This is a genomic window from Mesorhizobium sp. B2-8-1, from assembly GCF_006440955.1.
Classification (GTDB): Bacteria; Pseudomonadota; Alphaproteobacteria; order Rhizobiales; family Rhizobiaceae; genus Mesorhizobium.
In genome coordinates this window covers 26730-50073 of the sequence record NZ_VFTX01000002.1, presented here as the reverse complement: position 1 = coordinate 50073, position 23344 = coordinate 26730, and the positions used below count along the sequence as shown (strand labels likewise).

Here is a 23344-nt window from a genome sequence, read left to right as displayed (position 1 = left end):
GCGACAGGACATGGACCGCATCGTCGTCAGCGATATCAAGAAGACCTTTCTGCTCAAGCCGGGGCAGTTCGTCACCGTCGACGGCGAGGAGACCGACCGCGTCACCGTGCTCGACGGCGTCGATCTTTCGATCCGCAAAGGCGAGTTCATCACTTTGGTCGGCCCGAGCGGCTCGGGCAAATCTGTGCTGCTCGACATCATCGGCGGGCTGACGCAGGCGAGCGGCGGCGATGTCCAGCTCGACGGCCGGCGCATCACCAGGCCGGATCCTAAGACCGGCTATGTCTTCCAACAATATGCGCTGTTTCCCTGGCGCACGGCGCTGGCCAACATCGAATACGCGCTGGAGGTGCGTGGCGTCGCCAAGGCCGAGCGCACGGTGACGGCGCGCCATTTGTTATCGTTGTTCGGTCTTGCCGGTTTTGAGGACCGTTTCCCCAACCAGCTCTCCGGGGGCATGCAGCAGCGCGTGGCGATCGCCCGCGCCTTGGCGAGCAACCCGGAAGTGCTTTTGATGGATGAACCCTTCGCCGCACTCGACCAGCAGACGCGCGAGCTCCTGCAGGGCGAGTTGCTGCGGATCTGGGGCAAGATCAAGACAACAGTGATCTTCGTTACCCATTCGATCGACGAGGCAATCTTCCTCGCTGACCGCGTGGTGGTGATGACGGCGCGGCCGGGCGCGGTGAAGGAGATCATAGACATCGACCTGCCACGGCCGCGCGACGGGGACATCCGCGCCAGCGCCGGATTCAACGGATATCGCGGCCGCGTCTGGGACGCGCTGCGCGATGAGGTCAACAAGGCGCAAAAGGACTGGACGCTGTCGCCAGCCTTCAGTCATTGAGGAGGTAGAGCCATGGCTTATCTTACCGAAAAGTTCGGCCCTGCCGGCGCTCTTCATCTGTTTGCCGGCGCCGGCGAGACGGCGGCCGCCGCAAGAGTCCCGGCCATCACCGCCCACAGTGCCAAGGTCCGGCGCAAAGGGACGAGCCACGGGACTTTCCTTTACGGCTTGCCGCTGCTCGGCCTGTTCTTTCTCGTGTGGGAAATCGCGCCACGGCTCGGCTGGTTGAACCGCATCTTCTTTCCGCCGCTGAGCGAGGTGCTGGTCGCTTGGTGGAACCTGCTCGCCTCGGGCGTTCTGGTCGAACATATCGGCATCAGCCTGCAGCGCGCTGTGATCGGCTTCGCTCTCGGCGTGGTGGTGGCCATTCCGCTCGGCCTGCTGATGGGGCGCTACTCGCTGTTCGAGAAGGTCTCTGACCTGCTTGTGCAGACGCTGCGCAACACCTCGCAATTCGCGCTGCTTCCGGTGTTCATCCTTTTGCTCGGCATCGGCGAGGAATCGAAGGTGGCGATCACCTTCTACTCCTCGGTCTTCTTTCTGCTGGTCAACACGATCAGCGGCGTCAAGTCGGTCGATCCGCTGCTGATCAAGGCGGCGCGCTCGATGGGTACGTCCGACTTCGACCTGTTCCGGAAGGTTATCCTGCCGGCCAGCATCCCCTCTGTTGTCGCCGGCGCAAGGCTGGCGGTGAAGTCGTCGCTGTTCGCGGTGATCGGCGCCGAGATGCTGGCGGCCAAATCCGGCCTCGGTTTCCTTATTCAGAACTCGCAGTTGATGATGGAAACGGCGGACATGTATGCCGGCATCCTGACGCTGACCGTCATCGGGCTCACCGTCAACTATTTGCTCGTCTGGTTCGAGCGCTGGGCGACCGCCTGGAAAGGCCAGTCCGAGTCCTCGCTCATCTGAGCCGTTCACTCATTCCAATCAGCAAGGATGTTCCTCATGTCCAACATTGCATTCGACGGATTTCGCCGGCTGTTCCTGAAGGGCGCCATTGCCGTCGTCATCGGCCTTGGCGGCATGCCCGCCTTCGCGCAGGACAAGCCCGAATTCATCCGCATCGGCAGCACCGCGCCGGGGCACCTCAAATTCGTCCTCGCACAGAAGGACGGCTGGTGGGAAAAGGAGTTCGCCAAGGACGGCATCAAGGTCGAACTTGTCACCTTCAATGGCGGCTCCGAGGCGACGACGGCGCTTGCGACAGGTGCCATCGAATTCACCTATACCGGCAACAATCCCGCGTTGCGCGTCGCCGCCTCCGGCGCCGATGTCAAGCTGATTGGCCTGTCGAGCTATGTGCGGTCGGGCGGCTCGTATATCGTGGTCAAATCCGACTCTCCACTGAAGACGCTGCAGGACCTCAAAGGCAAGAAGGTCGCCTATCTCACCGGTACGGTGCGGCACTCGAATTTCAGCAAAGCGCTGAACAGCGTCGGCCTGACGACCGGTGATGTCGAGGGATTGAACCTGCCTTTCGAGGCATCCGGCCCGGCACTGCTGCGCGGCGACATCGACGCCCTCGTCGAAACGGATTCGACCGCGGCCAAGCTGGTCGACACCGGCGAGGCACGGGTGCTCTTCGACACCAGCACCCATCCGGAATGGAACGTGCCGAACGTCATTTCGGTCAACGGCGCCTTCGCGGCGAAATATCCCGACCTGGTCAAGCGGCTGCTGAAGGTCGACATCGAGATTTCGCGCTGGGCCGATGCCCATCCCGACGAGACGATCAAGACATTCGTCGAGGCGACCAAGTCGTCGGAGAAATCGGTACGCAAGACCTATGCGGACGGCGTCTTTCACCAGGATCCGAGGCTGACCGACGATGCGATCGAGGCGCTCAAGGGCGAAGAGAAATTCATGGCCGGTGCCGGGCTTTTGAAGGGCTCGATCGACTACGGCAAATGGATCGACAAGAGCTTTGTCGACGCGGCCGGCGCGGAAGTCGCGGCCGGCCAGTAGCGGGCGTGCTGAACGGGCAGGGGTTCCGGCGCCGCTCCATTTCAGAGAGTGTCAGATCTCCGGGATGTTCTCCTTGAAGATCACCTGGAGCCTCGGCTGGTGCAATTCGTAAGGCAGTCTCCGGACCGCATGGGTCAAGGTGTTGAGCGCTTCGCGCGCTTCGACGCGCGGGTTCTGGTCGATGACCGCGTCGAGCGTGCCGTCGAGCAGAAGCTCCTTGGTGCCTTCGGTTACCTCATGGCCGAGGAAAACCATCGATATCGCACGGCCGCGCTCCTTGAGCGCGCGGGCAATGCCGGTGTTGCCCGCGCCGACATTGTAGATCGCGGCCAGGTCGGGGTGCCGCTCCAGAAGGGCTGATGCCTCCGAATAGGCCTTTTCGCGGTCGTCAAGCATCTCGCGCATTTCGACGATCTCCAGATTGGGCGATTCCTCGGCCAATATGTGCCGGAATCCCATCTCGCGTTCCTCATGGCCGCGATAGGAGAGCGAGCCGGCGAACAGCGCCACCTTGCCAGGACGTTCCGACCCCATGAAACGGTTGAGCAGATAGCCGGCCAGGCGCCCGGCGGCGCGGTTGTCGATGCCGATATACGCGACCCTTGGCACATGCAGGATGTCGGAGGCGATTGTCACCACCTTGACGTCGTTGGCCGACAGCGAGCGGATCGCCTCGCGCACCGTTGGATGGTCGAGCGCGATGACTCCAACGCCCTGCGTCTGGCCGCGCAGATCCTGCAAAAGGCGTGCGAGCCGGTCGGGATTGAAACCCTCAATGGTGGCGATATGGACATCGAGATCCGGCCGCGCCAAGGCTTGGGCTTCGATGTGGCGATGCAGCATCTTGATGAAGGAATTGGTGCCGGCCGGCAGCGCGAAGTCGAGCCGGATGACATCGCCGGACAAGGGCTTGAGAGGTGCCCCGTTCGCGCCTTCGGCGATGTAGCCAAGACGCCGCGCCATTTCGAGCACGATTTCGCGCGTGCGCGCCCGCACACCCGGACGGTTGTTGAGAACACGGTCGACGGTGGCGGCGGAAACGCCGGCTTCCCGGGCTATGTCAGTCAGGGTGGAACGCACCGTCTTTCATCTCCTCAATGCATCAGGATCACGCAATGCCGACCGCCGGCCGGGTGGCGACTGCTCTTCGCCATCCGCGATTCTGATGGGAAATGATGTATCCGGCCTTGGCCGATGCGCAAGCAGCCAGCCTAAATCAGATCGCCCGGCAGGATCGCGTCGGCATGGGAAAATAGATTTCCCATCAAATCGAGGCATCATGAGCGCTAGATGGATCTCCGTATGACGCATTTCCCTGCCTCGTTGCGATGTTGTGAGGTGTTTTGATTATTTATGATGTTGACAGCCTTCCCGTACTGCCGTCAATGTCCCTCATGGGCTGTGGAGGAAACATTGGTCCTGAGGGAGGAATTCCAATGTCTGATCTGATCCGGATGTCGCGACGCCGCTCGGGCCGTCCGGCTGCGGCAAGTCGAGGACCATGAACATGATCGCCGGCATGGAGGAGCCGACCAGCGGCAAGATCCTGTTTGGCGAGCGCGACATGGCCGGCGTGCCGATGGGCCGCCGTGGTGTTGGGTTCGTGTTCCAGAACTACGCCATCTTCACCCATATGACGGTGCGCCGGAATCTCGCCTACGGCCCCAGAATACGGGGGGCGGCGAAGGCCGAGATCGACCGTCGTGACGGCGCCATTGCCGAAATGCCGCAGCTGACCCCACCTCCCGATCGCAAGGCCGACCGGCTGTCTCGGCCAAGGTGAGGGTGCGATGAAGGCGGTGTTCGAGAATGATGTCGGGCTGGCGATCGGGCAGACCGCCGCCGTTGCGCCAGAGGCGGCGTCGGTGAGTGGGTTCGATGCTGCCACCGGTTTTGCCGTCAAGACAGGAGACTGAGTTGTTCGTGCAGATTTCTGCAGGTCGGCGCTACCCCTCACCGCAGCTGAGGGCCCTGTTGCGCGGCCAGCCCGAGATCAGGCCCGATGCGATGGTGGCGATATCCTGCGTGTCGGCCAGAGTGCATTATTTCGCTCAAGGCGGAGGCGCGTTGTGACAGCGGACGCAAGGAAAGAGTTTCGGGAGGAAGACATGGCAGGCAAAGGCTTCGAGCCGGACGTGAAGGTTCGCACCAGGGAATTCAAGATCGGCTGCGTCGGCGCCGGCATGATCATGGCCGAATGCCATCTCGCGGCCTATAGGGAAGCAGGCTTTCCTGTCGTGGCGATCGCTTCGCGTACAAGGGCGAATGCGCAGAAGGTCGCCACGCGCTGGGGCATTCCGACCGTCCACGACACGCCGGAACGACTGATCGAGGATCCGCAAGTCGAGATCATCGACCTGGCTTTCCCGCCGGACCAGCAGCCGGCGCTGATCCGCCACGCGCTGAAGCAGAAGCACATCAAGGCAATCCTGGCGCAGAAGCCGCTGGCGCTGTCGGTCGAGGAAGCGGTGAAGCTGCGCGACGAGGCGGCGAAGGCGGGCAAGATCCTCTCGGTCAACCAGAACATGCGCTACGACCAGTCGATGCGCGTGCTGAAGCAGATCATCGACAGCGGCGCGCTCGGCGACGTCGTCTTCGCGCAGATCGACATGCATGCGATCCCGCACTGGCAAGGCTTCCTCGAGGAGTACGACCGGCTGACGCTTGCCAATATGAGCGTGCATCATCTCGACGTGCTGCGTTTCCTGTTCGGCGATCCCGATGAGATCACCACGCTGACGCGCAAGGATCCGCGCACGACTTTCGAACACACCGACGGCATCACCGTCTCGACGCTGCGCTTCCCGTCCGGCGTGCTTGCCGTGTCGCTCGAGGATGTCTGGTCCGGCCCACGCCAGGAAGGCTACAAGGACGACCAGCACATCAACTGGCGCGTCGACGGGACCAAGGGCGTCGCCAAGGGCACGATCGGCTGGCCGACCGGTGCGGCCTCCACGCTCACCTATGCCTCGGCCGAGACGACGGATGGCGAGTGGGTGAGCCCAAGCTGGGACACGATGTGGTTCCCGCATGCTTTCATCGGCGTGATGGAACAACTCCAGCACGCGGTGAAGACAGGCACGCCACCGGCGCTTTCCGTCGCCGACAACGTCAAGACCATGGCGCTGGTAGAGGCGGGTTACCGCTCGATCGCTTCGGGCCGCACGGTCAAGCTTTCCGAAATCTCGACAAACCCGATCAATTGAAATCACTGGTAACTGAATCGCTTACAGGGAGGAATTCACACCATGATGCAGGCAGGTATTTTCACGGGCTATTTCCCGTACGGCCTCGAAGAGACGGCGAAGAAGATCCGCGGGCTCGGTTTCAACACGGTGCAGCTCGACCTGCATTTCAGGGATATCGACCTGTCGGCCGGGCAGATCACCAAGGACAAGGCCAAGACCGTGCGCGATGTCTTCCGCGACCACAACCTGCCGGTCTGCTGCGTGTCGGGCTACACCAACATCATCCATCCCGACAAGGCAGAGCGCGACAAGCGCGTCGGCTACCTCAAGGAGATCATCCGCAACGCCCGCCATTTCGGCTCGCCCTACGTGATCTCGGAAACCGGCACTTACAACACCGAATCCGACTGGGTGCACCACCCCAAGAACAAGACCGAGGAGGGGTTCGAGGAATGCCGCAAGGTGATCGCTGACCTTGCCCAGACCGCCTATGACCATGGCGCGGTCTTCCTGCTCGAAACCTATGTCAACAACGTCGTCGGCTCGGTCGAGGAGACGGTCAAAATGTTCGCGCAGGTCGACCATCCCGGCCTGGGCCTCTTGATGGACCCGACCAACTACTTCGAGACGCACAACATCGACAGAATGGACCAGATCCTGAACCAGGTGTTCGACACGTTGACGGACAAAATCAAGATAGCGCATGCCAAGGACGTCAAGCGCTCGGGCAGCGACAAGTCGGAAAAGCACGCCGACATCGGCGATGAGGATGCCATGGAAAGCCACACCTTCCGCGGCGTCGGCGAGATCGAACTGCCGGCGCCCGGCCTCGGCTCGCTCAACTACGACCTTTATCTTCAGCGGCTTGCCGAGAAGCACCCGAACATTCCGGTCATCATCGAGCACCTGTCGGAAGACGACGTGCCGCGCGCCAAGACATTCCTCGACGGGAAGTTCCGCGCCAACAGCCTGTGACGGCCGGCCGCGCCGCCTGTGCATGGCGGCACGGCTCCAAACAAGGAGGAAAGCAATGTTGAAATTTGCATTGAAATTGGCGGCCGCCGCGACTGTGCTTGCCGGCATCGCGTTCGGGTCGGCCGCGCAGGCACAGGACGGCCAGAAGACCTTTTATCTACTGTCCCATGGCGGCCCGTCGGATGCGTTCTGGATCGACTGGAACGCCGGCGCCACAAAGGCCTGCGACCAGCTCAAGGTGACCTGCAAGATCTCCTTCAGCGGCGGCGACATGGCGGCGCAGAAGGAAGCCTTCAATTCCGCGCTTGCCGCCAAGCCCGATGGCATCGCCACCACCTCGGCGCAGCCTGGCCTGTGGACCGAGGAGGTCAAGGCGGCGAAGGCCGCCGGCATCCCGATCGTGTTCTTCAACACCGACGATCCGGCGACGGGGCGGCAGGCCTATGTCGGCGCCGACCTGAAGGAGGCCGGCACGATCTGGGCAAAGTATCTTGTCGACCACAAAATGGTGAAGCAGGGTGACAAGGTCTTTCTGCCGGTCGAAGTCCCCGGCGCAAGCTACCAGCAGCTCGAGACCGAAGGCATCGCCAGCGTTTTCGATCCGCTCGGCATCAAATATGACGTGGTCGATTGCGGCACCGATCCGGCCGGCATCATCGCCAAGATGACCGACTATATGGTTGCCAACAATCCGCCGGCGATCATCGCGCTCGGCGATTCCGTGGCGGCCAGCGTCAAGCGGGTCTTCGACGGCGCCGGCGTGCCGGCAGGCAAAATCCCGGTCGTCGGCTGGGGCAATTCGAAGGAGACGGCGCAAGCCGTCAAGGACGGTTTCGTCAACGCTGCGGCCTGGCAGTACCCATCGGCGCAGGGCTTCATGCCGGTAGCACTGCTCGGGCTTGCCGCCTCGGGCGAGCCAATCGGCTACGACATCCACACTTTCGGTCTCTACGACGCGTCGAGCGTCGAGCCGATCCTCAAACTCTACGACAAGAAGTGAAAATGGACGCCCGCCGCGCCGGCGGCGGGCGCCTGCAAACAGCATGGTTCAGAACGTCATGGCAGTCACCGCGGAAGAGGGCGCAGCAAGCGCCAGGAGCAGGTCGAGGCTGATGCGCTCGCCGCAATTTTCCTCGTTCATCATCCTCGTCGTCCTTCTCGTGGTATTCGCGATCGCGGACGGCAATTTCCTGTCGCCGCTCAACATCTCCAACATGATGGCGTTCCTGCCCGAGCTCGGCATCATCGCGCTCGGCATGACGCTGCTTCTGACGGCCGGCGAGTTCGACCTGTCGGTCGGTGCCGTATTCGGCCTGGCGCCAGTGGTCGTGATGCTTCTGGTGCAGAACGGCGGGGTGGATATCGGCGTCGCCCTTCTGGCTGGACTTTTACTGTGCATCGCGATTGGGGCGATCAATGGGGTGATCGTCACCAAGATCGGCATCTCGTCATTCCTGGTGACCCTGTCCATGCTGCTGATCGTGCGCGGCGCGGCCCTCTACATCACGCAGGGTTTCCCGCTGAAGTCGTGGGACCAGCCTGGCTTCTTCGTGACGCTGCTTGCCGGCAGCTTCAATATCGGCTCGTTCCGCTTCTACACCTCGCTGTGGTGGTTCGTCGGCCTGTCGTTGCTGGCAATCTACGTCCTGCGCTATGCCAAGCTCGGCAACTGGATCAGCGCCATCGGTTCCAACCGCAACGCGGCAGTGGCCCGCGGCGTGCCGGCGGACGCCGTCAAGATATGGCTGTTCATCGCCACCTCGGTGCTGGCCGGGCTTGCCGGCATGATCAGCGCCTTTCGTATTTCGGCCGCTTCGCCGGTGGCTGGCACAGGCTATGAGCTCGAAGTGATCGCCATGGTGGTGGTCGGGGGCACGGCGCTGACCGGCGGGCGTGGCACCATCCTGGGCACCATCGTCGGCGCGCTGATGCTGCGCGCCATCCGCAACGGCATCGTGCTCGTCGGCGTGCCCGGCCTCGCCTACAACATCTTCGTCGGCGTGATCATCCTCGCCATGCTCATCCTGCATGCTTTGCTGCAGAAAAACGCGGCAAGGAGCTGACTATGATGCAAGAAGTGCTTCGGCTGCAGAACCTGCAAAAATCCTTCGGCAGCGTGCGCGCGCTGAAGAATGCCTCGCTGACGCTGAGAGAAGGCGAGATAGTGGCCCTGCTCGGCGACAATGGCGCCGGCAAATCGACGCTGATCAAGGCGATCTCCGGCGTCTTCCCGGTCGATCGCGGGGACATCTATGTGCGCGGGCAGAAGGTTTCGATCCGCTCGACGCGCGACGCGATGGATCTCGGCATCGAGACCATCCACCAGGATACGTCGCTGGCGCCGGATCTCAGTATCGCGCGCAACCTCTTCCTCGGCCGCGAACCGGTCAATTTCAAATGGTTGGGCGTGTTTGCGCCGCTCGATCTCGCCAAGCTGCGCGATGCTGCCTCCTCCCTGCTGAAGCGCGTCGGCATCTCGAAGAAACTCGACGCCGACGCGCTGGTCTCAACGCTGTCGGGCGGCGAGCGCCAGTCGATCGCCATTTCGCGGGCCATGCAGTTCGCCGCCAAGGTGATTATCCTCGACGAGCCGACCAACAATCTCGGCGTCGAGGAAACCCATGGCGTGCTGCGCTTCGTCAAGGAGATGCGTCAGGCCGGCCATTCGGTGCTGCTCATCACCCACAACATCCATCACGTGTTCGAGGTTGCCGACCGCATCATCGTCATGCGCCGCGGCGAGATCGTTGCCGAGCAGACGGTCGCCGATACCGATCTGCTGACCGTGGAAAGCATCATCACCGGCGCCGACCTGTCGGCTCTGATGAAGAGGGCGCAGTGACGGCATGGTAGAGCTTTACGGCAAGACGCTCTCGCGCCGGCAGGTCTCGGAACGCTCCGGCATGCTGTCGCAGTTCGCCGGCGTGCGGCTGATGACGCTCGGCGACGGGGTGGAGCGCGGTGTCCGCATGCTGGAGTTCCGCACCGGCTCCGGCCTGCGCTTCACCGCACTCGTCGACCGCGCGCTCGACATCGCCGATTGCGACTTCAAGGGCCAGGCGATCGGCTGGCACTCGCCGGGCGGTTTTCGCAACCCCGGTCTTCACGACTATGAGGGGGAAGGGGGGCTGGCCTGGGCACGCTCCTTTTCCGGTTTGCTGGTCACCTGCGGCCTCGACCATATACTGGGTCGGGAAGAGGTGCCGGCCGAGAACTACAACTATCCCGGCAAGAAGACCGTGATCCATTCGCTGCATGGCCGTGTCGGCACCATCCCGGCACGGCTGACCGGCTACGGTGAGGCGTGGGACGGCGACCGCTGCGTGCTGTGGGCGGAAGGCATCGTGCAGCAATCGGCGGTGTTCGGCGAGGATCTGCATCTGATCCGGCGGATCGAGGCGGATGTCGGCGGCAACGAGATCCGGCTGTCCGACCGCGTCGTGAACCATGGCTTCAATCGCACGCCGCATATGTATTTCTACCATGTGAATGTCAGTCATCCCCTGCTTGACGAGGGCTCGCGCTACCTCGCGCCAATCCGCGACGTGGTTTGGGCCGGCCATGCCGGCGAGCGCTATGAGGCGCAGAAGGTCGGCTACCGCACCGTGCCGGAACCGCGAATGGGGTTCAGCGAACAGGTCTGGCAGCATGAAATGGACGCCGATGGAAAGGGCGAGGTACCAGTGGCGGTGGTCAACGACCGGCTCGGCCTCGGCTTCGAAATGGTGACGCGGAAAGATCAGCTGCCTTGCGCCTATCAATGGCAGAATTTCCAGGCCGGACAGTATGCGCTGGGTATCGAGCCATCGACGCATCATGTGCTCGGCGATCTCGCCGCGCGCGAACGCGGCGAGATGATCTGGCTGGAGCATGACGAAGGCCGCGCCTACGATGCCGTGTTCCGGGTCCTGGACGGCAGGGAAGCTATCGCCGGCGCCGAAGACAGGATTGCGGCAATCGCCCGCCAGCCCGAACAGGATTATCCTCGGCCCTCCGGCAATTTCCGGAGACTGGCGGGCCCGGCATGAGCGCGACATGTATTCAAAGCAAGCCCTCCGGCCGGCGGGCCGGATTGCGAGCGGTGCGAGAAGTTTGGAGGCCCGTGTGAAGACGATGGCAAAAAAGCGGGATTACAGCCTGGTCGGTGAAAGCACCAGGGCCGCGATCGAGACCGGCCTGGCCTCCGCCGAATGGTACCACACCGATGTCCCCCGCAAGGTGATGAAGGAGCTGATGCAGCGTTCCGACGGGCCGGCGATCCGCGACACCATCATCTGGATTGTTGCGATCCTGGGCTCGGCCGCCGGCATTATCTGGTTCTGGGGCTCATGGTGGGTGGTGCCGTTCCTGTTCGTCTACGGCGTGCTATACGGCTCGTCGAGTGACTCGCGCTGGCACGAATGCGGCCATGGCACGGCCTTCCGCACGCGCTGGATGAATGATGTCGTGTACCACATCGCCTCCTTCATGCTGATGCGCAATCCAGTGCAATGGCGCTGGAGCCATGCCCGCCACCACACCGACACCATCATCGTCGGCCGCGACGCCGAGATCGCCGTCATGCGGCCGCCGGACCTGTTGAAGGCGGCGCTGGCCTTCACCGGCATCCTCGATTTCCGCTATTCGCTGCCGACGCTCGTGCGTCAGGCGTTCGGCAAGCTGTCCGACGAGGAGAAGAGCTATGTTCCGGAAATGGAATGGGCAAAGGCCGTGACGGCCGCGCGGTGGCATGTTGCCGTGTACATTGCGACGATCGCTGTCGCGGTCGTCCTCAGGTCATGGATACCGGTGGTGCTGATTGGTTTGCCGCGCCTCTACGGCACCTGGCACATGGTGACCACCGGCCTGCTGCAGCATATCGGGCTGGCCGACAATGTCGTCGACCACCGGCTCAACACGCGCACCGTTTACATGAACCCGATCAGCCGGTTCATCTACTGGAACATGAACTATCATGTGGAGCACCACATGTTCCCGATGGTGCCCTATCATGCGCTGCCCAGGCTGCATGAGCTGATCAAGCACGACCTGCCCGTGCCGAACCCGTCGATGTGGCATGCCTATCGCGAGGTCTGGCCGGTCCTGCTCAGGCAGCTGAAATACGAGGACTACTACCTCAAGCGCGAGCTGCCGCCGACGGCCAGGCCCTATCGCGGCGAATTCCATGAGTTCGACATGTCGGCGGCGGCTGAATAAGGATCGCGAATGGTTGCGGGAGACAGAGATGGTCGATTGGATTGAAGCGTGTGCGGTGGACGATGTCGAGGAAGAGGATGTCATCCGCTTCGACCACGGTGGCCGAACCTTCGCGATCTATCGCTCCCCGGACAATGAATTCTTCGCCACCGACGGTTTCTGCACGCATGAGAAGGCACATCTCGCCGACGCTGGTGATGGACGACATCATCGAATGTCCAAAGCACAATGGCCGCTTCAACTATAAGACCGGCCAGGCCAAGGGCGCGCCGGTCTGCGTCAATCTTGCGACCTATCCGGTGAAGATCGAAGCTGGCAAGGTGATGATCGAGATCTAAAGCGCGGCAAACCGATCCGGCACCGCGGCAAGCAAAAGAGGGACGTTTATGAGCCGAAAGAGACCGACCGTTGCCGACCTGCGCGCCATGAAAGGCAAGCGTCAGCTGACCATGCTGCGCGTGCTGACCCTGGACGAGGCGGAAGCTGCCGAGCGGGCAGGGGTCGATATCGTCTCCGTGCCGCCGGAACTCGTGCTCAACCCGCAATACCGCGATGCGGCACCGAGCCTGTTCACCATGCCGGGAGACAATTTCTACGAAATCGGCACATCGGATGATTTCCTGCGTTGGGCTTTCCGGCTCTACAAGGCCGGCGCCGACGCGGTCTATTGCAGCGCGGGCTACGCCACCATCAAGCGGATGGCGGACGATGCCATCCCCGTCATCGGCCATGTCGGCCTCATTCCATCCCGCGTGACGTGGACCGGCGGCTTCAAGGCGGTGGGCAAGACCGCCGGCGCCGCCATGCAGGTGTTCGAAGCGGTGAAACAGCTCGAGGCCGCCGGCGCCATCGGCGCCGAAATCGAAGTGGTGCCGGTCGAGGTCGCCAAGGCGATCTCCGAGCGTACCTCGCTGATCATGCTGTCGATGGGCGCGGGCACCGGTTGCGACGCGCAATATCTGTTCGCCGAAGATATCCTCGGGCAGAACCGGGGCCACATGCCACGACACTCCAAGGTCTATCGCAACTTCGCCGCTGAATATGATCGGTTGCAGGCGGAGCGGGTGGCCGCATTCTCCGAATATGTCGCCGACGTCAACAGCGGCGTCTATCCCGAGGACAGGCATGTGGTGCACATGGACCCGGCCGAGCTACGTCTGTTCCTCGACAAGGTCGGCCGGGGCTAAGATCGGCTGCCAATTCCCATCGACAAGCGCGGCATGAAGCGCCTCGGCTTCGATGCCGAGCGGCCGATCCTCCTTCAGCGCCGGCACCAGCGCGCGTATCGCCTTATGGATAGCGGCCATGCGCGGCGCCAGCGTCTGCCCGTCGCGCAGGTCGACGGCCTGGGCGGCCGCCATCAGTTCGAAGGCGATCAACCGGCGCCACAGTGCGATCATGGCGGCGCATTTCGAAACGGCCAGCGGCGTCTGCGTGGCATGGTCCTCGACGCCCTCGGAGACGGGCAGGAAATCGAGCATCACCGGATTGGCCTTGTGGCGGATGGCGGCCAGGATCGATGTTACCGCCTTCTGCAGCGGCACGAAGCCGGCCGATGCGCCGCCGACCGGCGACAGGTATTTCGGACCGCGCTCATCGTGCCATAGGGCACGACCAGCGTGCCACGCTTGATCCACTCGGTCTTCAGCAGCGGCTGCGGTTCCGGCAGCCGCGAGGCCTCGACGACGATGTCGGCGCCTCGACGCAACTTTGCCAGTCGGCCACAGCCTTGACCGGGTTGCCGAGATCGGTGGAGAGCCTGGCGGCAAAGCCGTCGCGGCTTTTCCGGCCGGCGCGAATGGACACGGATCTGGACGTCGCCGGCCAAATGCTGTTCAAAGCGGTCCGTCATGACTGCCATCCCCGAGACTGAAGTTTTAGCCGACCCAGCCAGCAATTCGCGGCGTGTGGCGCTGATCGTCGCCATTGCCTTCTTCATGCAGCTCTTGGATTCGACGATCATCTCGACGTCGCTGCCGCAGATGGGTGCCTCCTTCGGCGTGCCGGCGGTGGCGATGAGCATCGGCATCACCATCTACATGCTGACCATGGCGGTGTTCGTGCCGCTGTCGGGCTGGCTCGCCGACCGGTTCGGCGCGCGCAACATCTTCCTGATGGCGATCGCACTGTTCACGCTGGCTTCGCTCGCCTGCGGCTTCTCCGAGAATCTCACCGAGTTCGTCGCGGTGCGCGCCGCGCAAGGGCTGGGCAGCGCATTGATGACGCCGGTCGGCCGCATTCTGGTGCTGCGCAACGCCTCGAAATCGGAACTGCTCAACGCAACCGCGCTCATCACCTGGCCGGCGCTATTCGCGCCTGTCGTTGGTCCGGTGCTTGGCGGTTTCATCACCACCTATCTCTCCTGGCACTGGAATTTCTTCATCAACATCCCGCTTGGGCTGATCGGGCTGGCGCTGGTCGCCCGCTTCATCCCCGGTGACCGTGAAGCCGATCCCAAGCCACTCGACTGGCCGGGTTTCTTCCTGACATCGGCGGGACTTGCTTGCCTTCTCTGCGGCCTCGAGCGTATCGCGCATCCCGACGACGGCGTGCTGCCGACGGTGCTGCTGGTCGCGGCAGGGATCGTCATCGGCTGGTTGGCGGTGCGGCATCTCCGGCGCGCGCCCCATCCGCTGCTCGACCTGTCCTCGTTCAAGGTGCTGACCTTCGCCATCTCGACGCTTGCGGCCGGCACCATATTCCGCGTCGCGATCAACGCCACGCCGTTCCTGCTGCCGCTTTTGTTCCAAGTCGGCTTTGGCATGAGCCCGGTCGATGCCGGCATGATGATCCTGGCCTATTTCCTCGGCAATCTCGGGATGAAGACGGTGACGACGCCGATGCTGCGCCACTTCGGCTTTCGTTCGGTGATGGTCGTCAACGGCGTCATTGCGTCCGCATCGATCATGGCCTGCGCGGCGATCTCGCCGCAGACGCCGCAGGCGCTCGTGGTGGGGCTGATGCTGATCGCCGGCCTGTCGCGTTCCATGCAGTTCACGGCGCTGAACACGCTGGCCTTCGCCGATATCGCCGCGGCGCAGCGCAGCTCGGCGGCGACCCTGTCCTCGATGCTGCAGCAGGTGGCAATGCTGTTCGGTGTGGCGATAGCTGCGGCGATCCTCAACCTGTCGCAGATCGCCAGGGCCCAGCCGGCGCTGGACCTCGTCGATTTTCGAGTCACCTTCCTGGTGATCGGCGTCATCGGGCTGGTGGCGTCGTTCCGTTTCCTGGTGTTGCCGAGGACCGCCGGCGCCGAGGTTTCCGGCCACATGGCCGGGAACTGAAATCGATTTTTCCCATCCACCGCAGGGTTAAATTCCATCTTCGCCTTGCGCCTTGGTGTCGTGCTTGCGCAAGACGCAGGGATGGCGCAAACAATTGCCAAAAGTGCTGAAGTTTCCGGGCATTGCGCCAGCATCAGCAATCAATGCGTCCACATCGCGAGTCTCGTCGGCAGTCCGTGTTTTGAACGCGGATTCATTTGACGAACCGACGTTGAGCCGATTAGCTTTCTTCCCAGGGGCGGCAGCGCTGCCGCCGGGGTGAAGACAGACAATGAACGCGATCGGTCGGCCGAGTTTCAAGAGCCTGAACCAGGAAGGTATTGTCTTTGCCATAGCGGTGATGCTGTTCATTGCCGCGGCCATAGGCCTGCCGGGCTTCATCGCTCCGAACAATCTCGTTGCCATCGTTCGTTCGGTTTCGGTACTGGGCATATTGGCATTGGGCATGGCGGTCGTCATCATTGGCCGTGGCATCGACCTCTCGGCGGTGGCGATCATGGCGATGTCGGTCGCCTGGTATCTGCAGTTGATGAATTCAGGAACGCCTGACGGGCTCGCCTTCGCCTATGTGCTGGCCGGCGTGCTCGCCATCGGCCTGCTCAACGGCTTTCTCGTCGCTTACGCCGACGTGCCGGCGATCTTCGTGACGCTTGCCACCGGCTCCTTCGTCTTCGGCTATGTGCGCTCGCAACTGATCACGCAGGATGCGGTTCCGGTGCCGCAGGGCCATTGGGTGGAACTGCTTGGCGGCCTGCGCTTCCTCGACATTCCCATCGAGGTGTTCGTCTTCGCTGCACTGGCTTTCCTGTTCTTCCTGTTCCTGCGCTACACCAAATGGGGCCGCTACATCTATTTCGCCGGCGATAATCCGGTCGCCGCGCGCAACATCGGTATTCCAGTGCGGCCGATGCTGGTGCTGCGCTATGTGCTTTCCGCCTTCGTCGCGCTGATCGCCGGCCTGCTGACAGCGGCCAGCCTGCATTCGATCAACACCCGCGTCGTCAACTCGACGCTGCTCTACGACATCGTGCTGGTGGCGGTGATCGGCGGCATCGGGCTTTCGGGCGGACGAGGCGGGGTGCGAAACGTGCTGGTCGGAGCGGCGCTGATCGGCATCCTGCTCAATGCGATGACCATCATCGACATTCCGCTGCTCTACCAAAACCTGATCAAGGCGGCGATCCTGCTCGGTGCCATCATCGTCGACGGCATCATCAATCCGCGTGACGAACAGACGGCGCAGCAGGGCGACATCTAGAGCATGATCCCGAAAAGTGGGAACTTTTCGGAAAAGATCATGCTCAAACAGGAAGACTAGACCAAAGCGGACGGTTGGGGCCGGCCGTAAATAACAACGACCAACCAGAGGATGTGACATGAAACTGATCAAAACATTGATGGCCGCCGCGACGGCGCTTGCGGTCACCGCGTTCGTGGCGCCGAGCTTCGCTGCCGACGATCCGGGCCCCGCTGCCTATGCGCAGGCACTCAAGGGCAAACGCGTCATGCTGGTGCCGCTGGCGATGGGCTTCGACCTGGCGCAGGGCTGGGCGCACTATTTGAAGACCGAAGTCGAGGCCTGGGGCGGCACGTTCGAGACGCGCGATCCGAACTGGGTCGTCGATGCCGGCGCGCAGGCGATCACCGATGCCATCTCCTCCGACACCAGGCCTGACGTGCTGATCATCCACGCGCCCGACCTCAATTCCTACTCCAAGCTGATGAAAAAGGCGCAGGCAGCCGGCACCTACGTGATCCTGGTCGACAATCCCGCCAATTTCCCGGCCGATGCCTTTGTCGGCAGCGATTGGGACCGGCTCGGCCAACTCGAGGCGGAAGCCGCGATCAAGGGCTGCGGCGAGAACTCGTCCAAAAAGATCGGCCTTGTGCAGGGCGATCAAGCGAACTCCTCCAGCCTTTATCAGTACGCCGGCATCATGAAGGTACTGGAAAAGCATCCCGAGTTTCAGGTCGTGGCCAAGCCCGACTCCAACTGGGATGCGACCACCTCGCGCAATGTCACGACGACGATGCTGCAGCAGAACCCCGACATCTGCTCGATCATCGACTTCTGGGATGGTGATGCTACCGGCGCGTCGGCCGCGATCCGTGACGCCAAGCTCGACGGCAAGGTTTTCCTGGTCACCACCGGCGGCGGCGAAAAGGCGGCCGACTGCGACAAGCTGCAGGACGGCACTTATGGCGCGGTTGTCATGACCGACCTTGCCCGGCAGTCGGGCGACATGAATGCCATCATAAAGTTCCTGCTGCAGAGCGGCCAGCCGGCCGGCACGTCGCACACCTACATCTACACGCTGGAGAAGGCGACGACCAAGGCCGACCTCAAGCCCGACAGCTGCTGGGACCTGAAGGCGTTGCAAGCGGAAGCCGCGGCGAAGTAGGTCGCGAGTTTACGCCTGATATCAACATGGCGGCCGGGTTGTACGTGGACAATCGCCAACCTCAGCGCTGCCCCTCACCTTACCCTCTCTTCGTGAAAACGGGGAGAGGGGGCGTCTTCACGGGGAGAAGGTGCCGGCAGGCGGATGAGGGGCAGCGGCGAAGTTGAGAATTGCTCCGGAGCGATTACCCGGCCACCTTTTTCTCTTCTCTCGCAATAGCAGTGACCTGATGTCCTTTCGCGAACGCCTCCAGGCCTGGCGCTACAATCTCGTGCCCGACCATCTGGTCGGCGAGATACTGACCAAGCGCTGGACCGACAATGCCATTCCCTTCCTGGCACTGGTGGCAACACTCGGCGTGTTCGGTTCGATCATTCCGGGCTTCTTCAAACTGACCTCGCTGCAGGAATCGACCCGCCAGCTCGGTGAATTCTCGATGGTCGTCACCGGCATGACGGTGGTGATGCTTGGCGGCGGCATCGACCTGTCGGTCGGCTCGATCTTTGCGCTGTCCTGCTTTTCGGCCGTCTATGTCTTCTTCATCCTCGAACAGTCGATCTGGCTGGCGCTGGCCGCTTCGCTTGCCGCCGGCCTCGTCTTCGGCGCCGTCAACGGCTATCTCGTCGGATACCTCAGGCTGCGCGCCTTCCTCACCACGCTGGTGACCTTCATTTTCGGGCGGGCGCTGTTCGACATCCTGGTCACCACCTATGCCGCCGATGTGCAGCTGTCCCAAGCCACCTCCGATGTGCTCGACTTCATCGGCGACGGCACCTTCTGGGGCCTGTCGGTCTCGGTGTGGCTGGCCATTATCCTCGCCATCGTCACTCATATCACGCTGACGCGCTCGCGGCCCGGCTGGCATGTGCTGGCGGTTGGCGGCTCCCGGCGCTCTGCCCACAATGCCGGCATCCGTGTGCGCAGCACCGTGTTCATGACTTATGTCTTCTCAGGCTTCTGCGCCTCGATCGGCGGCTTCCTCATAGCTTGCCGGCTGAGCGGAGCAGGGCCGGGCACCGGCCTCAACCTCGAGATCATGGCGCTGACCGCGGCGGTGGTCGGCGGCGTCAGCCTCGGAGGCGGGCGCGGCTCGGTGATCAAGGGGCTGATGGGCGCCATCATCGTTTTGACCATGACCAACGGCCTGATCAGGCTGGGCTACGGTACCGGCACCAACCAGATGGTGCTGGGCATCATGCTGGCGGTGGCGGTGACGATCGACATCCGCTGGCTGAAGAACCGCCACAAGGTGCTGAACGAGGTCTATGTCGCGCCGGTCTATCTCAGGATGGGCGAGACGCAGTCGGCGGCGCCCGGCTCCGGCACATCATACGAACTCGACGACAGGCTGTCGGGCGCCGACCATATCGGGCTCGGCGAACTGGAGGGACCGGAAGATGTCATCCTCGACCGTGACGACCACCTCTATTGCGGCACGCGCCATGGCGAGATCGTCCGCTTCTTCGCACCGGACTATGTGAAGTCGGAAGTGTTCGCTCATATCGGCGGCTTTCCGCTCGGCCTTGCCTTCGACAAATCAGGCAATCTGATCAGTTGTGTCGGCGCCATGGGGCTCTATTCCGTCTCGCCCGATCGTGAGGTCAAACGCCTGTCGGCCGAAACGTCGCGCTCCTGGACATCGGTCGTCGACGACGCACGGCTGCGCGATCCCAACGACTGCGACATAGCACCGGACGGCCGCATCTATTTCACCGACTCGACCAAGCGCTACGACGCGCATGACTGGGCGCTGGATTCGATCGAGAACCGCGCCACCGGCCGTCTTCTGGTCTATGACCCGAAGGACGCATCGACCAGGACGCTGCTCGACGGCTACCGCTACACCAACGGCGTGTGCATGGCGCATGACGGCAAGTCGCTGTTCTTCGCCGAGAGCTGGGCCTGCCGTATGCATCGCTACTGGCTGGAAGGGCCGAAGGCCGGCACCGCCGAATGCGTCATCCGGGACATGCCGGGCTACCCCGACAACATCAACCGCGCTTCCGACGGCAATTACTGGATGGCGTGGCTCGGCATGCGCACCCCGAGCTTCGACCTGTCGCTGCGCCATCCCGACATGCGCAAGCGCATGACACGCCGGCTGCCGCAGGACGAATGGCTGTTCCCCAACATCAACACCGGGGGCGTGGTGAAATTCACGGAGGAGGGCGACATCGTCGAAGCGATGGGCGACCTCTCGGGCGGCGCGCATCCGATGGTCACCTCGATGCGCGAGCACAAGGGTTTTCTGTTCGTCGGCGGCATCCTCAACAACCGCATCGGCCGCTACAAGATCTCGGGTGCCGATCCGAACTGGACCAGCCCGGCTTCCTATTGGGGAGCAAAGCGATGATCCTCGATCCCATCCTGGATTTATTTCGCGGCAAGGCGGTGACGATCCCGCCGCTGGATGGCGCTTTCCGACCCAACACGCAGCTTGACGATGCGCCGGCGTTTGCCGAACTGACCGAACCGGACAATCTGCTGATCTCTGGCGACAAGCTGCTCGCTTCCAGCGGCAACGCCGTTTATTCGATTGCCGCCGGTACCGCGCCCAAGTTGGTCGAGACCTTTGCGTCCACCGTTACCGCGCTGGCGTTCTCGCCATCGGGTGAGCTGACGGTCGGATTGGAAAGCGGCAAGCTCCTGGTCGGCGGTAGGGATGTTTCGCTACCGGCTGGTGTCAGCTGCATCACCGCGCTCGCCTATGCCGGTGACGGCGCTCTGTGGCTGGCCAATGGTTCGGCCGAATTCGCACCATCACAATGGGCGGCCGACCTGATGAAGAAAGGCGCGTCCGGATCGCTTTGGAAGCAGGATGCGGCAGGCGGGACCTTCCGCAAGGTGGCCGGCGCCATCGCCTTTCCCTATGGGCTCCATCCCATCGGCAGGGATGTGCTGGTGAGCGAGAGCTGGCGCCATCAGCTCATCCGCTTCGAGGCGGCAAGCGGCAGCCGCTCGACGGTGTTGACCCATCTGCCCGGCTATCCCGCGCGGCTGTCGCCGGCAGCCGATGGCGGCGCGTGGCTGACCCTGTTTGCGCCGCGCAACCGGCTGATCGAATTCGTGCTGCAGGAGACGCATTACCGTCAGGACATGATCGAGCAGGTGCCGCCGGCCTATTGGATCGCACCGGCTCTGGCCTCAAGCCGCAGCTTCCTCGAACCGCTGCAATGCGGCGGCATCCGCACGATGGGCATCCACAAGCCCTGGTCGCCGAGCCGCTCCTACGGTCTGGTGGTCAGGCTCGACCAGAACATGCAGCCTCGGTTCAGCCTGCACAGCCGCGCCAACGGCATACGTCACGGCATTTGCAGCGTGGTTGAAAAAGATGGCGAACTGTTCGTCGCCTCGAAGGGCGGCGACTGCGTGTTGGCTGTCGATGCCGGGGGGTTTTGATGGAACCAATCGTGCGCCTGGAGAATGTCACCAAAAATTATCGCGGCGTGCCCGCGGTCAAGAATGTCAGCTTCGAATTGCGCAAGGGCGAGATCCACGCGCTGCTCGGCGAAAACGGCGCCGGCAAGTCGACGCTGACCAAGATCATCGCCGGAGTGGTCGACGCCAGTTCGGGCAAGATGTTCCACAAGGGACGCGAGATCGCTTACGCCTCGCCGCATGCGGCGCTCGAGGCGGGCATCGCAATGGTGTTCCAGGAGACCAGCCTGGTGCCGTCGATGACGGTGGCGCAGAATCTTTATCTCGGCACCGAGAAATTCCTCAACCGGCTGCGCGGCACCTACATTTCCGCGCAGCAGTTCCTGCAGTCGCTGAATTTTCCGGTCGACCCGAACGCCATGGTGGCGACGCTTGGCGCGGCCAAGCGCCAGATGGTCGAGATCGCGCGCGCCGTGCACCACAATGCCGAGATCATCATCTTCGACGAGCCGACCGCGACGTTGACGCCGGAGGAAAAGCGGCACTTCTTCGCGCTGATCCGGCGGCTCAAGGCGCGCGGCGTCTCCATCGTCTTCATCAGCCATGCGCTGGAAGAGGCGCTGCTGATTGCCGACCGCATCACCATCCTGCGCGACGGCGAGTTGGTCATCACCGACGACACGTCGGCCTTCGATCGCGACCGGATCGTTGCCGCCATGGTCGGGCGCATGCTGTCCGGGCAGATCTATCGCCAGCGAGACGAGGCCAGGCTGCGCAAGGCGGGCAAGAAAGTTCTGTCGGTGCAGGACATCTCAATGAGCAATGTCGTGCGCAACAATTCGTTCTCGATCTTCGAAGGCCAGATCACCGGCGTCTTCGGGCTGATCGGCTCCGGCCGTACCGAGACGTTCAAAATCGTGTCCGGCATCTACAAACGCGATTTCCTGCGCGGCGGGGCGATCGAGCTGGACGACAGGCCGGTGCGCTATCTCGTGCCGAGCGAAGCGGTGGCCGACGGCATCGTCTACGTCACGGAGGATCGCAAGAGCGAAGGCATTTTCGAGACGATGGGCATTGCCGAGAACCTGTTCGGCGGGCTGCTGGCGGCCGGCCGCGAAAAAGGCTGGGTGATCAATCAGCAGGAGATGCGCGCGCTCTCCGCCGAATGGACCAAGACGCTGAACATCAGGGCGATCAACGACAATGCGCGCGTGGTCGAGCTTTCCGGCGGCAACCAGCAGAAGGTGGTGATCGGCAAGGGGCTGGTGCAGAAGCCGCGCGTGGTCATCTTCGACGAGCCGACGCGCGGCGTCGATGTCGGCGCCATCGCCGAGATCCACCAGATCATCAACCGGCTGGCCGACGAGGGTCTGGCCGTCGTCGTCATCTCGTCCTACCTGCCGGAGATCATGAACCTGTCCGACCGGATCCTGGTCTGCCGCCAGGGCCGTATCGTCGAGGAGTTTTCGCCGGCCGAGGCGACGGAGGAGAAGATTATGTATGCGGCGGTGCATTAGAGAGTGTGTCGGTATTCAGGTGAGGCCGGCCTGCAAACGCCAGCTTGACTTGAATCTCGACATACCCTCGCGGTGCCGTTTGCGTCGCAAAAGGCGAATAGGCGAATGAAGTGAATGGATTGGCGGCGGCTGTTCAGCGTCCGATTCAAACGTCCGGCATTGAAAAACGAAAGGAAACACCATGGCCACCACCAGACTCCTGAGCGATGCCGAGGTGGAGAAAATCCCGGCCTTAAAGGCGGTGTTCGACGACATCCGCGCGACGCGCAAATCCGATTTCGTCAATAATTTCTGGCGCGGGCTGGCCAATGATCCTGTGGCGCTGAAGCGTATCTGGGAACAGCTCAAGGCGGTGATGGTTGCAGACAGTGCCATCGATCCGTTGACCAAGGAGATGATCTACATCGCGGTGTCGACCGCCAATGGCTGCTCCTATTGCGTCCATTCGCACACCGCGGCGGCGCGCGCCAAGGGCATGACAGACGCACAGCATGGCGAACTGGTGTCGATCATCGGGTTGGCGGGGCAGACCAACCATCTGGTGACGGCAATGCAGATCCCGGTCGATCCACAGTTCGAGGTGAAGTGA

The 23344-nt window shown here is 62.7% G+C and carries 20 protein-coding genes and 4 pseudogenes; 21 read left to right on the top strand and 3 right to left on the bottom strand.

From position 1 onward, the window contains the following. Positions 1-10: 10 nt before the first annotated feature. Genes FJ428_RS04405 through FJ428_RS04395 form a run of 3 tightly spaced genes read left to right on the top strand, consistent with a single transcriptional unit; the run spans position 11 to position 2815 of the window. On the top strand, positions 11-847 hold the full coding sequence (locus tag FJ428_RS04405; protein ID WP_140499899.1) for an ABC transporter ATP-binding protein: 837 nt from the start codon (positions 11-13) through the stop codon (positions 845-847). A gap of 12 nt (positions 848-859) precedes the next feature. Then, a complete protein-coding gene (locus tag FJ428_RS04400) occupies positions 860-1759 on the top strand; it encodes an ABC transporter permease (RefSeq protein ID WP_140521551.1) in 900 nt (299 codons plus the stop codon). A gap of 36 nt (positions 1760-1795) precedes the next feature. Beyond that, positions 1796-2815: an aliphatic sulfonate ABC transporter substrate-binding protein gene (locus FJ428_RS04395; RefSeq protein ID WP_140728480.1), complete on the top strand. Its 1020-nt coding sequence runs from the start codon at positions 1796-1798 to the stop codon at positions 2813-2815. 51 nt (positions 2816-2866) lie between these two features. Here FJ428_RS04395 and FJ428_RS04390 read toward each other — a convergent pair whose 3' ends face one another. Continuing rightward, positions 2867-3895 (bottom strand): LacI family DNA-binding transcriptional regulator, encoded by a 1029-nt coding sequence (locus tag FJ428_RS04390; protein WP_140515875.1) that lies wholly within the window; start codon positions 3893-3895, stop codon positions 2867-2869. 388 nt (positions 3896-4283) lie between these two features. On the opposite strand from FJ428_RS04390, the pseudogene FJ428_RS04385 reads away from it, so the two are divergent. The 11 genes and pseudogenes from FJ428_RS04385 to FJ428_RS04335 form a co-directional block, all read left to right on the top strand. Then, positions 4284-4586 (top strand): annotated as a pseudogene (locus tag FJ428_RS04385) (ATP-binding cassette domain-containing protein); the annotation flags it as partial. A 19-nt stretch (positions 4587-4605) separates the two neighbouring features. After that, complete coding sequence (locus FJ428_RS30845; RefSeq protein ID WP_263486930.1) at positions 4606-4731, top strand: hypothetical protein; 126 nt, start codon at positions 4606-4608, stop codon at positions 4729-4731. 192 nt (positions 4732-4923) lie between these two features. After that, entirely contained in the window at positions 4924-6021 is a 1098-nt protein-coding gene (locus FJ428_RS04375) for a Gfo/Idh/MocA family oxidoreductase (RefSeq protein WP_140728481.1), read from the top strand. Positions 6022-6063: 42 nt separating this feature from the next. After that, complete coding sequence (locus tag FJ428_RS04370; RefSeq protein WP_140878989.1) at positions 6064-6978, top strand: sugar phosphate isomerase/epimerase; 915 nt, start codon at positions 6064-6066, stop codon at positions 6976-6978. Between the two features lie 55 nt (positions 6979-7033). Next, the gene (locus FJ428_RS04365; protein WP_140878988.1) at positions 7034-7978 is read left to right on the top strand and encodes a substrate-binding domain-containing protein; all 945 of its coding nucleotides are present in this window, start codon (positions 7034-7036) and stop codon (positions 7976-7978) included. A 43-nt stretch (positions 7979-8021) separates the two neighbouring features. Beyond that, on the top strand, positions 8022-9041 hold the full coding sequence (locus FJ428_RS04360; protein ID WP_181165269.1) for an ABC transporter permease: 1020 nt from the start codon (positions 8022-8024) through the stop codon (positions 9039-9041). Positions 9042-9043: 2 nt separating this feature from the next. After that, complete coding sequence (locus FJ428_RS04355; protein ID WP_140499887.1) at positions 9044-9820, top strand: ATP-binding cassette domain-containing protein; 777 nt, start codon at positions 9044-9046, stop codon at positions 9818-9820. A gap of 4 nt (positions 9821-9824) precedes the next feature. Next, positions 9825-11006: an aldose 1-epimerase family protein gene (locus FJ428_RS04350; protein ID WP_140630778.1), complete on the top strand. Its 1182-nt coding sequence runs from the start codon at positions 9825-9827 to the stop codon at positions 11004-11006. Between the two features lie 85 nt (positions 11007-11091). Next, the gene (locus FJ428_RS04345; RefSeq protein WP_140516296.1) at positions 11092-12174 is read left to right on the top strand and encodes a fatty acid desaturase family protein; all 1083 of its coding nucleotides are present in this window, start codon (positions 11092-11094) and stop codon (positions 12172-12174) included. A 28-nt stretch (positions 12175-12202) separates the two neighbouring features. Beyond that, a pseudogene (locus FJ428_RS04340) lies at positions 12203-12512 on the top strand (MocE family 2Fe-2S type ferredoxin). A gap of 48 nt (positions 12513-12560) precedes the next feature. Beyond that, positions 12561-13361, top strand: coding sequence for a 3-methyl-2-oxobutanoate hydroxymethyltransferase (locus tag FJ428_RS04335; protein WP_140878987.1), 801 nt, complete (start codon positions 12561-12563; stop codon positions 13359-13361). Here FJ428_RS04335 and FJ428_RS04330 read toward each other — a convergent pair. Together FJ428_RS04330 and FJ428_RS30580 are read right to left on the bottom strand one after the other, a co-directional pair. Next, a pseudogene (locus tag FJ428_RS04330) lies at positions 13326-13760 on the bottom strand (aromatic amino acid lyase); the annotation flags it as partial. The gene FJ428_RS04335 and the pseudogene FJ428_RS04330 sit on opposite strands and share 36 nt — an antisense overlap. Next, a pseudogene (locus tag FJ428_RS30580) lies at positions 13760-13987 on the bottom strand (ornithine cyclodeaminase family protein); the annotation flags it as partial. The pseudogenes FJ428_RS30580 and FJ428_RS04330, both read right to left, overlap by 1 nt. A gap of 37 nt (positions 13988-14024) precedes the next feature. Between FJ428_RS30580 and FJ428_RS04320 the strand changes: the two are divergent. From FJ428_RS04320 to FJ428_RS04290, 7 genes are all read left to right on the top strand, one after another. Beyond that, complete coding sequence (locus FJ428_RS04320; RefSeq protein WP_140878986.1) at positions 14025-15458, top strand: DHA2 family efflux MFS transporter permease subunit; 1434 nt, start codon at positions 14025-14027, stop codon at positions 15456-15458. Positions 15459-15729: 271 nt separating this feature from the next. Beyond that, complete coding sequence (locus FJ428_RS04315; RefSeq protein ID WP_140499878.1) at positions 15730-16716, top strand: ABC transporter permease; 987 nt, start codon at positions 15730-15732, stop codon at positions 16714-16716. Positions 16717-16834: 118 nt separating this feature from the next. Continuing rightward, a complete protein-coding gene (locus FJ428_RS04310) occupies positions 16835-17860 on the top strand; it encodes a sugar ABC transporter substrate-binding protein (protein WP_140562376.1) in 1026 nt (341 codons plus the stop codon). A 229-nt stretch (positions 17861-18089) separates the two neighbouring features. Then, positions 18090-20213 carry an SMP-30/gluconolactonase/LRE family protein gene (locus FJ428_RS04305; RefSeq protein WP_140878985.1) on the top strand — a complete coding sequence of 708 codons (2124 nt, stop codon included), beginning with the start codon at positions 18090-18092 and terminating at the stop codon, positions 20211-20213. After that, positions 20210-21259 carry a hypothetical protein gene (locus FJ428_RS04300; protein WP_140878984.1) on the top strand — a complete coding sequence of 350 codons (1050 nt, stop codon included), beginning with the start codon at positions 20210-20212 and terminating at the stop codon, positions 21257-21259. Before FJ428_RS04305 ends, FJ428_RS04300 begins: the two co-directional genes overlap by 4 nt. Continuing rightward, complete coding sequence (locus tag FJ428_RS04295) at positions 21259-22755, top strand: sugar ABC transporter ATP-binding protein (RefSeq protein WP_140515857.1); 1497 nt, start codon at positions 21259-21261, stop codon at positions 22753-22755. Before FJ428_RS04300 ends, FJ428_RS04295 begins: the two co-directional genes overlap by 1 nt. Before the next feature lie 181 nt (positions 22756-22936). Next, positions 22937-23344 (top strand): carboxymuconolactone decarboxylase family protein, encoded by a 408-nt coding sequence (locus tag FJ428_RS04290; RefSeq protein WP_140557944.1) that lies wholly within the window; start codon positions 22937-22939, stop codon positions 23342-23344.